This is a genomic window from Caryophanon tenue, from assembly GCF_001700315.1.
In the GTDB taxonomy this organism is placed as follows: domain Bacteria; phylum Bacillota; class Bacilli; order Bacillales_A; family Planococcaceae; genus Caryophanon; species Caryophanon tenue.
This window is the reverse complement of record NZ_MASJ01000023.1, coordinates 164,285-178,546: the sequence shown is the minus strand read 5'-3', so window position 1 is coordinate 178,546 and position 14,262 is coordinate 164,285. Positions and strand designations below refer to the sequence as shown.

The 14,262-nt window shown below is 39.7% G+C and carries 10 protein-coding genes; 3 read left to right on the top strand and 7 right to left on the bottom strand.

The window, feature by feature from the left end:
- Nucleotides 1-56 precede the first annotated feature (56 nt).
- The 4 genes from scpC to A6M13_RS10970 all read right to left on the bottom strand — a co-directional run bounded on the left by scpC (nt 57) and on the right by A6M13_RS10970 (nt 5,098).
- A complete protein-coding gene (scpC, locus tag A6M13_RS10985; RefSeq protein WP_066546124.1) occupies nt 57-1,574 on the bottom strand; it encodes a succinyl-CoA:acetate CoA-transferase ScpC in 1,518 nt (505 codons plus the stop codon).
- Nucleotides 1,575-2,076: 502 nt separating this feature from the next.
- Complete coding sequence (locus A6M13_RS10980) at nt 2,077-3,477, bottom strand: sensor histidine kinase (protein WP_066546121.1); 1,401 nt, start codon at nt 3,475-3,477, stop codon at nt 2,077-2,079.
- Nucleotides 3,474-4,157, bottom strand: coding sequence for a response regulator transcription factor (locus A6M13_RS10975; protein WP_066546119.1), 684 nt, complete (start codon nt 4,155-4,157; stop codon nt 3,474-3,476). Before A6M13_RS10975 ends, A6M13_RS10980 begins: the two co-directional genes overlap by 4 nt.
- A 2-nt stretch (nt 4,158-4,159) precedes the next feature.
- Nucleotides 4,160-5,098: a YncE family protein gene (locus A6M13_RS10970; protein WP_066546116.1), complete on the bottom strand. Its 939-nt coding sequence runs from the start codon at nt 5,096-5,098 to the stop codon at nt 4,160-4,162.
- Nucleotides 5,099-5,348: 250 nt separating this feature from the next.
- Here A6M13_RS10970 and A6M13_RS10965 point away from each other — a divergent pair, with 250 nt between their 5' ends.
- Nucleotides 5,349-7,064 carry a methyl-accepting chemotaxis protein gene (locus tag A6M13_RS10965; protein WP_066546113.1) on the top strand — a complete coding sequence of 572 codons (1,716 nt, stop codon included), beginning with the start codon at nt 5,349-5,351 and terminating at the stop codon, nt 7,062-7,064.
- Nucleotides 7,065-7,075: 11 nt separating this feature from the next.
- Here the strand turns inward: A6M13_RS10965 and A6M13_RS10960 are convergent, their stop codons facing one another.
- Entirely contained in the window at nt 7,076-7,384 is a 309-nt protein-coding gene (locus A6M13_RS10960; protein ID WP_066546111.1) for a hypothetical protein, read from the bottom strand.
- 135 nt (nt 7,385-7,519) lie between these two features.
- Here A6M13_RS10960 and A6M13_RS10955 point away from each other — a divergent pair, with 135 nt between their 5' ends.
- The gene (locus A6M13_RS10955; protein WP_066546109.1) at nt 7,520-8,047 is read left to right on the top strand and encodes a DUF2179 domain-containing protein; all 528 of its coding nucleotides are present in this window, start codon (nt 7,520-7,522) and stop codon (nt 8,045-8,047) included.
- A gap of 313 nt (nt 8,048-8,360) precedes the next feature.
- On the opposite strand, the gene A6M13_RS10950 is transcribed toward A6M13_RS10955, so the two are convergent.
- Nucleotides 8,361-9,779: a primase C-terminal domain-containing protein gene (locus A6M13_RS10950; RefSeq protein WP_066546108.1), complete on the bottom strand. Its 1,419-nt coding sequence runs from the start codon at nt 9,777-9,779 to the stop codon at nt 8,361-8,363.
- A 967-nt stretch (nt 9,780-10,746) separates the two neighbouring features.
- On the opposite strand from A6M13_RS10950, the gene A6M13_RS10945 reads away from it, so the two are divergent.
- Nucleotides 10,747-12,444 carry a hypothetical protein gene (locus tag A6M13_RS10945; protein WP_066546105.1) on the top strand — a complete coding sequence of 566 codons (1,698 nt, stop codon included), beginning with the start codon at nt 10,747-10,749 and terminating at the stop codon, nt 12,442-12,444.
- Nucleotides 12,445-12,632: 188 nt separating this feature from the next.
- Here A6M13_RS10945 and A6M13_RS10940 read toward each other — a convergent pair whose 3' ends face one another.
- Nucleotides 12,633-13,538, bottom strand: coding sequence for a DMT family transporter (locus tag A6M13_RS10940; protein WP_083998332.1), 906 nt, complete (start codon nt 13,536-13,538; stop codon nt 12,633-12,635).
- Nucleotides 13,539-14,262: the final 724 nt, after the last annotated feature.

The following is a 14,262-nucleotide window of genomic DNA, read 5'->3' as shown; positions in this document are numbered from 1 at the left end:
CACACTTGTCTAAAGAGCTTAACAAGTGTGGCGTAATTTATCTTTTGTTCACTTCTTTACACAAATTGCTTTACTTTCATTGAACCTGTTTCGATTAAACGCGTATGCCATGACAACGCTTTGTCTAAACGATGTGGTAAATGGTGATTACCTGCAACTTCACATGCATCCTGATAATATGCCCATAGCGCTTCACGATAATCTGGATGTGCACAATGCTCGATAATACGCCCCACGCGTTCTTTTGGTGCTAAGCCGCGTAAGTCTGCAACGCCTTGCTCAGTCACGATGATATCGACATCATGCTCGGTATGGTCATGGTGTGACACCATTGGCACAATCGACGATACATCGCCGTTTTTCGCGGCAGATTTCGTCACGAAAATGCCGAGACGAGCATTACGCGCAAAGTCGCCTGAACCACCAATACCATTCATCATTTTCGTCCCACAAACATGCGTTGAATTAACATTGCCGTAAATATCTACTTCAAGTGCTGTGTTAATCGCAATTAAACCGAGACGACGAATTAACTCAGGATGATTTGAAATTTCTTGTGGACGCAATATCACATGCGGTGCATACCGCGCAAAATCACGAAAGACCGCGTCGCTCATTTCTTCTGACAATGTAATGGACGCCCCGCTCGCAATATTTACTTTACCAGCTTCAATTAATTCAAACATCGCATCTTGTAGCACTTCAGAATACAGATTAAGCATGTTAAATTCCGACTCTTTAAAGCCACGCATCACCGCATTCGCAACGGCACCGACACCTGCCTGCAGTGGCGGTAATTGTTCGGTCATACGCCCTTCTTGAATTTCACTGCGTAAAAATTCGAGTAAATGACGCGCCATCGCATCCGTTTCTTCATCACTCGGCGTAATCGGTGACGGAACATCCGGAATATTCGTAATCACGATTCCCTTTACTTTATCAATGTCGAGCGGAATGCCAATTGTACCGATACGGTCATGTGCCTTCATCAGCGGAATTGGCTCGCGCTCCCCCCACTGTTTCGGAACGTACACATCGTGAATCCCTTCTAACTGTGACGTATGTGCCACATTTAACTCAATGAATACTGCTTTTGCTTGCTCCACGTAAATCGGTGAGTTGCCCAGCGACGTTGTTGGAATTAAATAGCCATCTGCTGTAATCGCACTCGCTTCAATCACCGCGACGTCCAGCGGTCCGTAAATACCTTGTCGGACAAGCTCCGGTGTATGCGATAAATGAGCATCCGCATAAATAACTGTGCCCTCGTTTACCTTTTTACGCATAGCAGCCGCTCCTTGATATGGTCCACGACGACGAATCACCCCTGCTTCGGTCATCACCGTATCAATTTCAGGTCCTGTTGATGCACCAGTATACACATCAATTTGGAACGGCTCGACTTTCGCACGTTCTGCCAACGCTACCGGAATCGCTTTAACATCGCCTGCGCGTGTAAAACCGCTCATCCCAACAGCCATGCCATGCTGAATATACGAAGCGGCTTCCTCCGCTGTCATAATTTTTTGTTGTAACCCTTTATGCCGTAATTTTTGCTGTACCAATTCCTTCATCGTTCATTGCCCCATTCCCTTTATAATTTTGACAACAACTTGAAATAAACTGTAATAATTTTACTTAAATTATCATTTTTATTGTACCGCAATAATTTTTATAAATACATATTTTTCTACAAAAGCGTTTTATATTTCTCACTCTCGTAAACTATTCGCTATTTCTCCATTTTTATTATTCTCACATATAGATTACGCTTTCATTGCTGTGAAATTATGGCGAAATGAAGGCGATATATTGTCAAACTCAGCTACTTTTTTACACAATAAGCATAATTATTGTATGGCAAAATAAAATAGCAACAAAGTGCATAAGAGATTCCATTGTTTCTCCCATCACTTTGTTGCTGTCGTTGTCACTTCCATCAGCGCTTATTTTTCTGCCGTACAGAGGCAAACATGAAGTTTGTTACTCGTACGATTCCGCAAGAAGTTCGCTCTACTTATCATAAAATGTTTTTTTAGTTCACAAATACGCGACTTCTATCTCAAACTTTTTCCATTATACATCATGCTGCTCAAACGCTTCATGCAGCGGTAAACGGATGTGTACCGTTGTGCCGTAATAAGGTGTACTTTCAAAGGTTAATGTGCCTTTATGTTCTTCAATAAATTGCGCAACGATGGCTAAGCCTAAACCACTGCCACCATCACTGCGAGTTCTCGCTTTATTCACACGGTAAAAGCGCTCCGTCACATGCGGTAAATCTTCTGCTGGAATACCGATGCCTTCATCGCGAATTTGAATATGCGCAAACTTGCCATCCACGTCCGCCACAATCGTAATCGGCTTTTTCGGTTCACTATATAAAATAGCATTTTCAATGACGTTAATCAGCAGTTGCTTTACGCGACTTTCATCGGCGTGGATTAACAATGTTTCATCGAGTAGCCACACAATATACAGTTGCTTTTGTTCTAGTTTTAAATGGAGAAGCTGTGCCACTTCGCGCAGTAGCTCCCCAACAATGACAACACCTAGTGACAGTGGTTGCTGTTCGCGGCGCACTAATTGCATAATGGCCGTTGTTAATTGCTCCATGCGCGTTGCTTCTCGTGCAATAAGCTGTAAGATTTCCTGTTGTTGTTCTTTTGGCACATAGCCTTTTTGCAGTAAATCACTATACCCTTTCACATAGCTAATTGGTGTGCGCAGTTCATGAGAAACGGTAGCTAAAAAGGTTTTTTGCGCATCATCTTGCTGCTGAATCGACGTTGCCATTTCATTGAACGCTTGTGATAACTGCCCAACCTCATCGCCGGAGCGAACGGTGACGCGCGTATCATATTTACCAGCAGACATCTGATGTACCGCGTCTAGTAATGCACGCATCGGTTTTAAAATTTGGCGCAAAATAATTAAACATAACAGCGCGATTAAACCTGTAAATACGACCGCGCTAATGGCTAAATAAAAGAAGTCGCCCGTCGCAAATTCTGTAATTTTCGCGAGTGGATAATACATATATAAAATCCCTTCTAGACGCTTATCATCGACAAGTGGCATGACAACTGTAATTAAATCTCGGTCAAATCGCTCGACATACCCAATTTCAGTAAAATGCTTTCCTTCTATTAATAACTTGCGCTGCTCAGGACCAATCAATGTATCATAGTCAATATCAAACGGTACACAAGCGCTCAGCTCTTTCGGATTACGTACCGCAAAAATATTGTAGTTGGAATACACATTATACGCTTCAACATCTGCAACATACTCGTCGGTCACAGGACCATCTATATAGCGACTTTGTAGCTTCGTGCCAATTTCAATTAGTGCTACCTCTGTGTCTGCCACATAAAGACGTTCATATAAAAAGTCGGTCAGCGCATACATAAAGCCAATTGTTACTAAAATACACGTTACAATTAATAAGCCAATTTTGGTCGCAATCGAATTCATTGGACTTCGTAGCGATAGCCAACGCCCCAAACCGTTTGAATCGCTTCACTCGCTTCTTTTGATACATTGCCTAGCTTTAAACGTAGCGTTTTAATATGCGTATCGACTGTCCGCAAGCCCCCAACATAATGGACATCCCATAATAGTTCTAATAACTGTTCGCGGGAATATGCCTTATTCGGATGCTGGACAAATAACATTAGTAGCTCAAATTCTTTAAACGTTACATCAATCGCTTTATCATGCACAAATACTTTACGCGCGGTTTCGTCAATTTTAATACAGCCGCTCACATAATACGTTGGCTCGGGCATCGTGCCTGCTGTTCGGCGCATGACAGCTTCAATGCGTGCGATCAGCTCCTCCTCAGAAAAAGGTTTCACAATATAATCATCCGCCCCTAATCGTAACCCCTTCACCTTATCTTCACTTGCATCAAGCGCCGTTAAAAAGATAATCGGCACCGTTGAAAAAATACGTACTTCTTCCAGCCATTCAAAGCCAGAACGTCCAGGCATCATCACGTCTAACAACACCAAATCAATATGCTCCATTTGTAAAAAGCCCATTGCTTCTTCACTATTTGCAGCTAAACATGTACGATAGCCGTTATGCTGTAACATTAAATCAATTAGCTGACGCATCGGCTGCTCATCATCGACAATTAAAATTGTTTGCATCATTAATCCCTCACTATCAATTGAAACGGACCTTTCTCCGTCTCTACCTTTTTTGTTATCGCATTGTCGTCAATAAAATATAAAATTTGGTCATCATAGCCTGCAACGAGCCACTGGTTTTGCCAATAGTTTACCGCAAATGGATTCGCACCTACTGTAAGCTTTTGAATAACCTCATAGTCTTCAATAAAATACAACGCATTATTGCCATGGCTAATAACGGCCTTTTGTGTCGGTGACATCGCAATATTGACAGGCATTAACGGAGCGGGAATGATTTGTCGCTCCTTTCCTGTCTGTAAATCGTACACATGCACAAGTGTATTCGATTCCGTTCCTTCACCGTGCCCACCGACCCATACTTCCTGCGCCTTTTCATCAATCATAATGCCATTCGAATATGCAGCAATTGGCCATTCCGTGACTACCTGCTGTGTCGTCATATCAATGACTGATAACCATGTGTCTTTGTAATTAATAATATAGGCGTAATTGTTATACATCGCCATTGCCATCGGATAATTGCGCACCGGCACTTGTGCTCGCTCTGTTCCGTCTAACGCATAAAAGCGTACCGTATTCGTCTGTTCATTCGTCAGGATCACTTGCGCATTCACTGCGTCATACAATGCATTTGTCGTGCCTGCATCCACAGTCCATTTGTCAATGAGCTTGCCAGTTTCCAGCTCATAGACAACGGCTGTTGGCAACGCGTGACTATAGAGGAACAGCTGCTGTTCGTCTAACAATACTGCACCTGTATAATATTCTTCTAACGCCCATGTTGTTAGTAATTCTCCATCTTCGTCAAAATATTGGATTGACGGTTCATCTATATTTAATGTGGCGACAAAGGACTGTTCAGGCGCAACTGGAGGCAATGTTTGCAAATTACAACCTACTAACATACATAAGCTCAGCAGCAGGATGATATATTTCATCTGAACGCTCTCCTTTCCTCCGTTTCCCTCTGATGCTCATTGTAAAGAAAAAATATGAAATTAACGTGAAATCTGTGATTTTGTCAATAGATTGGCACACTTTCCATTGCTGGTCTGACATCATTTCCTTTTACCTATGCATTTTAAGGTTTTTCAAGAGGAAACTACGTTATATTTAGAAAAACGCTAGATTTTTATACTTTTTTCCTATAAAATGTGATTTTATGATAATTTTTTAGGAGAGAAAAGTATGAATCTTATTCGGAATTTGCAGGTACAACGAAAAATTGCGCTGATGATAGTTGTCGCAATGTTTGGTATGGTGTTAATTGCTACGCTATCGTTTAAGCAAACAAGCACCGTGACGACAAATGTAGAAACCATTTATGAGGAGAAATTTATTCCAAATGACTGGCTCAGTAATGCAATTGCTGTCAACTTACGCATTACAAGCATTATCACAGAAATGATGATGGCAACAGATATGGATACAAAGCAAGCACTCCATGCCGAAATTGATGATGGCGTAGATCAAGTGTTAACCGATTTAGCCGCCTATGAAAAATTACCACTAACCGATGCAGAACTTGCCGGTTTAGCAGAATTTTACGATGCGGTCGAACGTTTAACATTTAATCAAGATGAAGTCATTCGTTTAGCATTAGCAGGGGAAAACACGAAAGCTTACACGATGTACCAAGATGTTGTGCAACAGCCTCGTGCCGATTTAATCGAATCGCTCGATACATTACGTCAACACAAAATAACGCAAACAGAAGCACTAGTAACAGAAAGCATTACGTCAACGGAAACGAGTACACTGCGTAATATTGCAATTAGTGTGGCCATTATTATCGTATTACTAGCACTAAGCATTATCATTTCACGCATGATTACACGTCCACTGCACCAATTGCACGACCAATTAGCACGCGTACAAAATGGCGACTTTACCGTAAAAGGTACATATAGATCACGTGACGAAATCGGCGAATTAACGACATCATTTAATGAAACGATTGCTAGTTTACGTGGCGTGTTACAACATGTTCACCAATCGTCTACACATGTCGAACATACATCACAAGAATTACTGGCAAATGTCGAGCAATCGTCGTCTGCCGCTGAACACGTTACAGCATCAATTCAAGAAATTGCTGCTGGCACAGAGGAAACAAAACAACGCCTGGAAACGAACGCCACTGTAATTAACCGTGTCGCTACAGGATTTACGGACATTCGTCACAACGCTCAAGAGGTCGAACGTCTAGCCAATATTTCATCAACAGAAGCAATAGCAGGTTCGGCGATTATTGAACGCAATGTTACGCAGATGCAAAATATTACAGCGTCGATTCAACAATCACATGAAGTAGTTCAAACATTGTCACTTCAAGTCAATGAAGTCGATAAGATTTTAAAAGTGATTGATGATATTTCTGCGCAAACAAATTTACTAGCGCTAAACGCGGCGATTGAAGCAGCACGTGCCGGTGAGCAAGGTAAAGGATTTGCAGTAGTCGCAGACGAAGTGCGCAAACTCGCAGAACAATCACTGGATGCAACAAAGTCGATTGCCAATATTTTAGCAATGATTAAAGCCGATACAACGAATTCTGTTGACATTATGCATGTCGTGATGAAAGAAGCAAATGAAGGGTTAACCGTTACAACAAACACAGCCAAAAAATTTGATGATATTTTACATACAACACAGCATGTCGCACCATTAATGACCGCTGTTTCAGCATCGATTGAGGAAATGGTGGCAGACTTTCATACATTTACGCAAAGTGCCGATAGTATTTTAGCAATTTCGCTCAACAATGCAGATCGCACGAATCTTGTATCAAGCGCGTCTGCTCAGCAAGCTGCTGCTATGGACGATATGACTGCTTCAAGTAAAAATCTTGCAAACGTCGCATATGAGTTAAATGAAGCGATTAAACAATTCACATTAAAATAAAAAACAAGACCTTAGCTAATCACGTTAAGGTCTTGTTTTTTCTCTTGATATAATTTATACCAACCAATACTCATAACAATAACCCCAATGATAAAAACAATTGGTACACCAAATAACCAAAATGGTACAACACTTAACGCTTCTTCTGTTAACAAAACAACAATGTAACCCGCAAAGGTCATCGTTGACCACGAAAATAAGATACAAATAACCGCACCTATTAATATCCATTTGACACCTTGCGACTGCCGCTGTGTTAACGCAAAGCATGCTAAAACGCCAAACACAATCCCAATAATACTAATAATAACTAACTCCATTTGCATCTGCCTCCTTGCACCACCTTTGTTTTCTTATTCCCCTAAACACACAGACAAAACGATAAACAGATTCTTTGTCATGTGTACGATAACGTATTATGATAAATATATTCTGTAGAAAAGGATGCGACGCTCATGCAAGAGATTTTACTTATTTTATTGCTACAACTTTTATACGTACCACTCTTTACACTCCGCACCATTTTTCTTGTAAAGAATATTACCGCACTTGCTGCCATTATTGGCATTGTTGAGATGCTTATATATGTATTCGGTCTATCACTTGTCTTTAGTGGTGACCAAGGCTTTTTAGCAATGGTTGTCTATGCTGTTGGTTTTGGTATCGGTATTATTATTGGTACACGTATTGAACAAAAACTAGCAATTGGCTATATTTACGTAACGATTAATACACAATCACGTAATGAAGAATTGATGCACGCTATTCGAGAAGAAGGCTTTGCATTGACTGTTTATGTCGGTGAAGGTCGTGATAGTCAGCGTTATAAATATGAAATATTAACAAAACGAAACCGGGAAGCAGAGCTCTTCCAACTCGTCCAAATGTTTGAGCCAAATGCCTTTATGATTTCTTATGAACCAAAATCATTTAAAGGTGGCTTCTTAGTAAAACGTATGAAACAACATAAAACAAATAAGTAAATGTAATGCGGTGCTGTAGATTACAGTACCGCAATATTAATGTTAATGTTGACATCAATATTAATATTGAATTCCCATGCAACACTAAATCTAATGAATAACTACATGACTATTCTTTACATAAAGCCTATTGATACCTATATTGATGTCAACATTAAATGCAACAGTAAAATGAATGCCTGATAATAGTAATTCTATCACGCTAAAAAACAGAATCCTCCCTACCTAGACAAACTACATACACAACTATCAAACATCTTCTTCTATGCACCTACCCCAATAGAATAGAAATATGTTTAGGCACAGTGGAGTATTAAGATGTATTGATAGCATATACTTGTCTATTTGTTTGAGTTGTATAGGTTTGTTCTTCTTCTTTATTTTTGGCATAGTGCTGGATATAGTATGTATAGTTTTGTTTTTGTTGTTTTACGGTATGAATTGTATGGCGCATAAAGGCTGTGCGTGTTGTCCATCCAGTTTTAGCATTACGACCTTTGCCTGTTACTTTTTTCATAATGGCTGTAGATTGTTTTATTAGGACATTTAATGTGCTTTGGGGCATTTGTAAAGCTTCACATAATTGTTTTTGTGTATGCCAAATAAACGGTTCTGTGTCCGTTAATTTTGACATGATATATTGTTCAACATCTGCCTCCCATTCGTTGTAGTGACTACGTGTGCGTTCTGTGCGTGCCTTTTTATGTTTGTACCATGTGTTTGTTGTTGATTCGACACGAATGGTATGGTTTGGAATGTATTCGTCCAACAATGCGTAAATATAAGTTGTACTTGGGCCACTATATTTGCCAGAATAAGCAGATTGAATAATTGTTTGGACCATTTTATGTGGTAATGGGTTAGCAAAGCGAGAATTCAATTCATCAAGGAAGTCGTATGTACGTGTTTGGTCCCAATCATCAGCAAAGCACGCTAAAGCGAGCGTAAATATCGTGTTATTACGCCCTAGTTGGCCTTTACAGCCTTTAATATGTTTTGCATGGACCAAAGCTTCAAACCACGCAGAAGTTGTATGAGACGTTTTATGCGCATTTTTAGGCATATACATCGTTTGCTGTAAGTCATCATCGTAGCGCATCGACCAGTCAATAAGCTGTTGTAGCGAATATGTTTGGTCCAGCTGTGCGTGTACGACATTTGTAGCAGTAGGAAGACGGAAAAAACCAAAATCATTACAATATTGGTCCGCATCAATCATTTGTAAGCTATGTTTAATATTTCGTGCAATACGTTTGGCAATATGTAACGTTTTAAAGTGTTGGTCATTCGAAATAAAGAGTGGTTCATTTAGCGCGAAGTAGAGCTGGTAACCACGGTCAGAGGCTACGATACATGTTGGAATGCCAATCGAGTGGTCCAAACAAGCGAGAAGCATCTGTGGTAACGAATGCTTTGTCGTATCAATATCGACAACAAACGTATTAATTTGCTTTAAATGACGCTCTTCAAAGCCTGCTACATAGTTTTTTTGATGGTCTTTATATGTGTATGTACGATAAATGTTCGGTGTAAAGTGCGAAAGGGTTGGGGCATGGGCAATAAGCGTGTCTAGAGATGTTACAATGGACCCTTTTACGCCAGCAGCTGTGAAGTCACTTTTCGAACGTACAGTAAAGACAGCACCATATGCACGGTACTGGTTCATTTTAGATGCGTTTTGTTGAATATTGCCATGTAAAATGGTGTGTAGTAACTGCGCAGTTGTGACCATGAAAAACCCTCCTTTTTGCAAGATGGGTCTATTATACAGAAGTCACAAAGCCCAAAATGGCCTTCTCTAAGGAGAAATGGACCACTTTTTTTTTGAACTTTTTTTCTTAGAGCCACAAGGGATACAGCGATTTTGAAAAAAAAAGTTGTTATGAAAGGTTCCCGAAAAAATGAACCGATTTCTCCGAAATGGACCACTTTAGAAAATAACCAATAATAGCTCGTAAAGCTTACAGCCACAATGAGTAGCGAAGTTCAGAACAGAGATGCTTAGTACACCTAGTTCCCGAAGAAAAACAGATCTTTGAAAATGACTAGTACACATCAATTCCGGAAACGACTAGTCCTTATGTAAAAAAAGTGGACCACTTTCATAACAGATGTGATAACAGCAACGATTTTAAGTACACCTAGTTCCCGAAATTGTTATAAGTACACCTAGTTCCCGAAAAAAAATAAAAATGAACCACTTTTTAAGTACACCTAGTTCCCGAAAACAGCAAAAATGGACCATTTTTGAACAACTGTTTTGTTTAATGACTAGTACAGATGGTGAAAAATACCAATAAAAGGGATTTCGAGAATTACAAAAAATGTGGTTCATTTTTGCCAACGATGAAATACATGTCACATTCAATATTTACAAAAATGAACCACTTTAGTGATGAATGCTCAAAAGTATAGCGATATAATAAAAAAAGGGCTGTTTTTGATGGGAATGAACCAGTTTAAGTACACCTGGTTCCCGAAACTTTCGAAAATGGACCGTTTTTTATTGACATGATCAAGAGAGTTTGTTAGGCAGATGCCATGTATTTCATATAATGCGCATGTTTTTGCTACATCTTGTGGTCATTTTGTAAAAATGGTTTACTTTTCGGAAATCTGGTTTATGTACAGCTAGAAAACGGAAGTGGTTCATTTTAAGGGGCTTTGTTATACTTAGAGGAAGAAAGTGAGGTGGCAGCGTGGATTATCAATCATTTCCGGAGCGTATGATTATTCGGCAACAAGTATTACCGGTAATTATTGTTGACGAAGTATCAACGGTGCTCCAAACAAATGGTCAGTTTCAACCGCTATTAGAGCAATGGCTTATAGAAGTACAACTGTATATGAAAAATCCGACGTATGTGCTGTCAGAGTCATTACAAGCACTTTGTCAATTTTTCACGGAATCGTTGTACCCGAACCAGCCGTTAACGAAATTAATGATTCGCATGGCAGCCCATAATTATATTGATTCGTTGCTGGCAGAACTTGAACCATTTACGATGCCGCTTCTTCAGCAGCCAGCCGAGCATATGCAGCTTGAGTCGTTTGAGGATGTTATAGAGCAAGATTATATTTATGGCTCAATGAATTCGGATTATCAGTTAATGCGTGATTTAGTGACGCAAAAAAAGCAGTTTGTTGAGACATCTGAAGGGGTGTTAGAAGCGACAATTGAGGATAATAAAGGTAATGTACGTGGGAAGGCAGAGGTTCGCCCGACAGAGATGGAAGTAATGCCAAACGAAAAGCAAAAAATATGGTTGTCACTGGTGGAGTCGACGATTAGTTCATTAGATGAATGGACCGCGGATTTATTTGATTTAATTTCGTATTTATGGATTATTCAGCCAAAAGACGATGATGGCTATATTAAATTTCATAGTGACCAAGCATTGAAGTTACGTTTTGCGGATGCGATGAAGGAAGAGTTTTATATTCGCGAAAAAGAACGCTTCAGTATTATGCGACGCGTGGCTGCACTATCAAGCATTTGGGTGTCGATGCGCGGTGATAGCGTGACCGTTATTGATGCCGAGAAAATTTCCGATGAGCAGGAATATGACTTTACAACATTTAGCCGTATGTTTGAAATTGGTACACTCGATATGGCATATGATAAACGTACAAAGGAAGCGAAGGGGATTTACTCGCTTCAAATTCGTCCCTCTGCGTTATTGTCCCAGTATTTAAATAATGAGCAGCAAGCATTCGGTGCACTCGATCTAAAAGTGTTTCAATACAGTCATTTTACGCACCGTGAGCATAAGCGTTTAACGCGTTATTTAAATTATCATTGGAAAATTCGGACGATGAAGCGTTCGATTAGTCAGCCGTACCGTGTCCAAACGTTATTAGATGTGATTGATTTCCCTGCGAGTTATAACGGTATTCAGATCCGTGACCGTTTAGAAACAGTGCTTGATGATTTACAAAATGATGGCATTGTGAAAGTATGGCATTATACGACACCGATTGATGAAGACAAAGTAGGCAAGCGTTTTTGGGTGCAAAAATATTGGAGCCGTTTATCGATTGTGATTGTGCCACCGGATGATATTTTACATGAGCATTCAAAAAAGGTTAGCATCGAAACATTGGCATTTATTGCGCCGTCAAATGCTACGGATGATTTAATTGAGGAAGCAACGTTCACCGAAGTACAAGAGCAGTTGACGTTGGATGTAGAAGTTGAAGAGCCGGTTGAAATTTCACCAGAATTGGTAGCATCACTGATTGAGAAGCATGCGTTAACGATTCGAAAAGCCGCCGGTGAAATTGGCATGGCACATAGTTCATTACTGCGCTATTTAAATAAGCAAAATAAACGTGCCAATAAGAAGAACCAGCAAAAGTTAGAAGAATGGGTCGCATGTAAACAGCGTCAACCGTAGTTTCACAAGCGATGAAAAGCGAGCGTAAGGAGTGTCCTGACACTTGCTTTTTTTGGGAGGAAGCAGCGAAATAGGGTGCACATAAAAGACCGTCATGTTTCACGTGAAACATGACGGTCTTTTTATACACGTATTATTGAAATTAACTTTGACATCAATATCGAATGCAACATAGATATTAATATTGACTATAATTTCATTAGCATGACACCACCAAGCATAAGGAGCAGTGCACAAGCTTTTAATAGACGCACCGGCTTTTTCATTGCACCAAATAAGCCGAAATGTTCGATGATGGCACTCGTACATAATTGTCCAAATAACGCGAGTACAATCACTTGACCTGCACCAAGCGCTGGTACTGTAAAAGCAATACCAAATACATAAAATGCCCCGAGTAAGCCACCTGTCCATACCCATAGTGAGCGTCTTGTTTCACGTAGCGCAAATAGAATACGTGAAAAAGGTGCTTTTGTGATGATGACAAGTAGGAATAAACAAATCGTACCGACAACAAAGGAGATCGTTGCAGCTGCAATCGACGAATGTAATAAGCTACCTAAGTGACCATTGACAGCAGCTTGGATAGCACTTAGCATTCCTGCACCAACGCCGACCGCTTTCCATATAAACGGTGCGTCGCTTTTTTGTTTTACCGCTGCAAATACTAAATCAGTCACGATAATGACACTGCATAGCACGACAACAAGACCGAGTGCTTTTGTCCATGTCATCGCTGTAAGAGGCGCATAAAAAAGCCCGAATTGGTCAATTAATACCCCCATAACCACTTGTCCAAATATCGGCAGCACTGCTGTTTGGACACCACCAATTTTTTGAAACAAAATAATGTTACTTGTTAAATATACAACGCCGAGTAAACCGCCTATAAATGTCCAAGCCGGTAAATCGGTAAGTGACGTAAGTAAAGATGCTTCACCCCGACTAAAGAAAATAAGAAATAAGGCAACTGAGCCAATTGTAAATGAAATAAACGACGTTAAAAAGGGTGATTGGACAAATGAACGCAACTTAGCATTTACAGCTGATTGAAGCGCCACCGCAACACCTAAAAGAATGGCTAAACTAAACAATAAAATCCCTCCACTTTGTAAAACAACAATTCTTTCATTGTATCATGAGAATGAGTATATACAATAAAAAGGTAGGGGAACTATCTAATTTTTAAAAAGTTAATATTAATGTCAAAGTTGAAAGTAATGTTGATTTATAAAAGGTATTAATAATGATGGGGGCAGATGTTGTAGCATAGAAAACGGTGATCTATACAAACTGACAACATGTAAAAAATAGTAGCATGAACTACGTGACAGGATTAATTGACGAAAACGTAACGCCAACATTACGCAACAGCTAAAAAGTTAAGGGAATAGAACGGATGTAGGCGTAAGATTGATTGAATTTTAAAATGTTGATATCAATATTGACATTAATTATACAATTAATGTCAATGTTTTAATTATATAGAGGACTAGGTTTTCTATATTATTGATGGCGATGATATATTGCTACGTGCTAATGCGCATAGAAAAGCTGCAGTTCAAGGGAGATTTAATTATATTTTCGAGATTAATATTAACATTGACGTCAATTACGAATTTAAATTAAATGGTAAGTGGAGCGCAAGTAACCCATCGTACCAGAGGAAATGTTAATAATGAGAGGAACCAATAGATTAGTTTGTGACATAATTTACAGCGGGATTCCTCCGCAACAAGTAACATATGTAAGACACTTATTTTGAAACAGAAGAGAAAATACACTCACAATTCACCAACACCATTGACATTAATATTG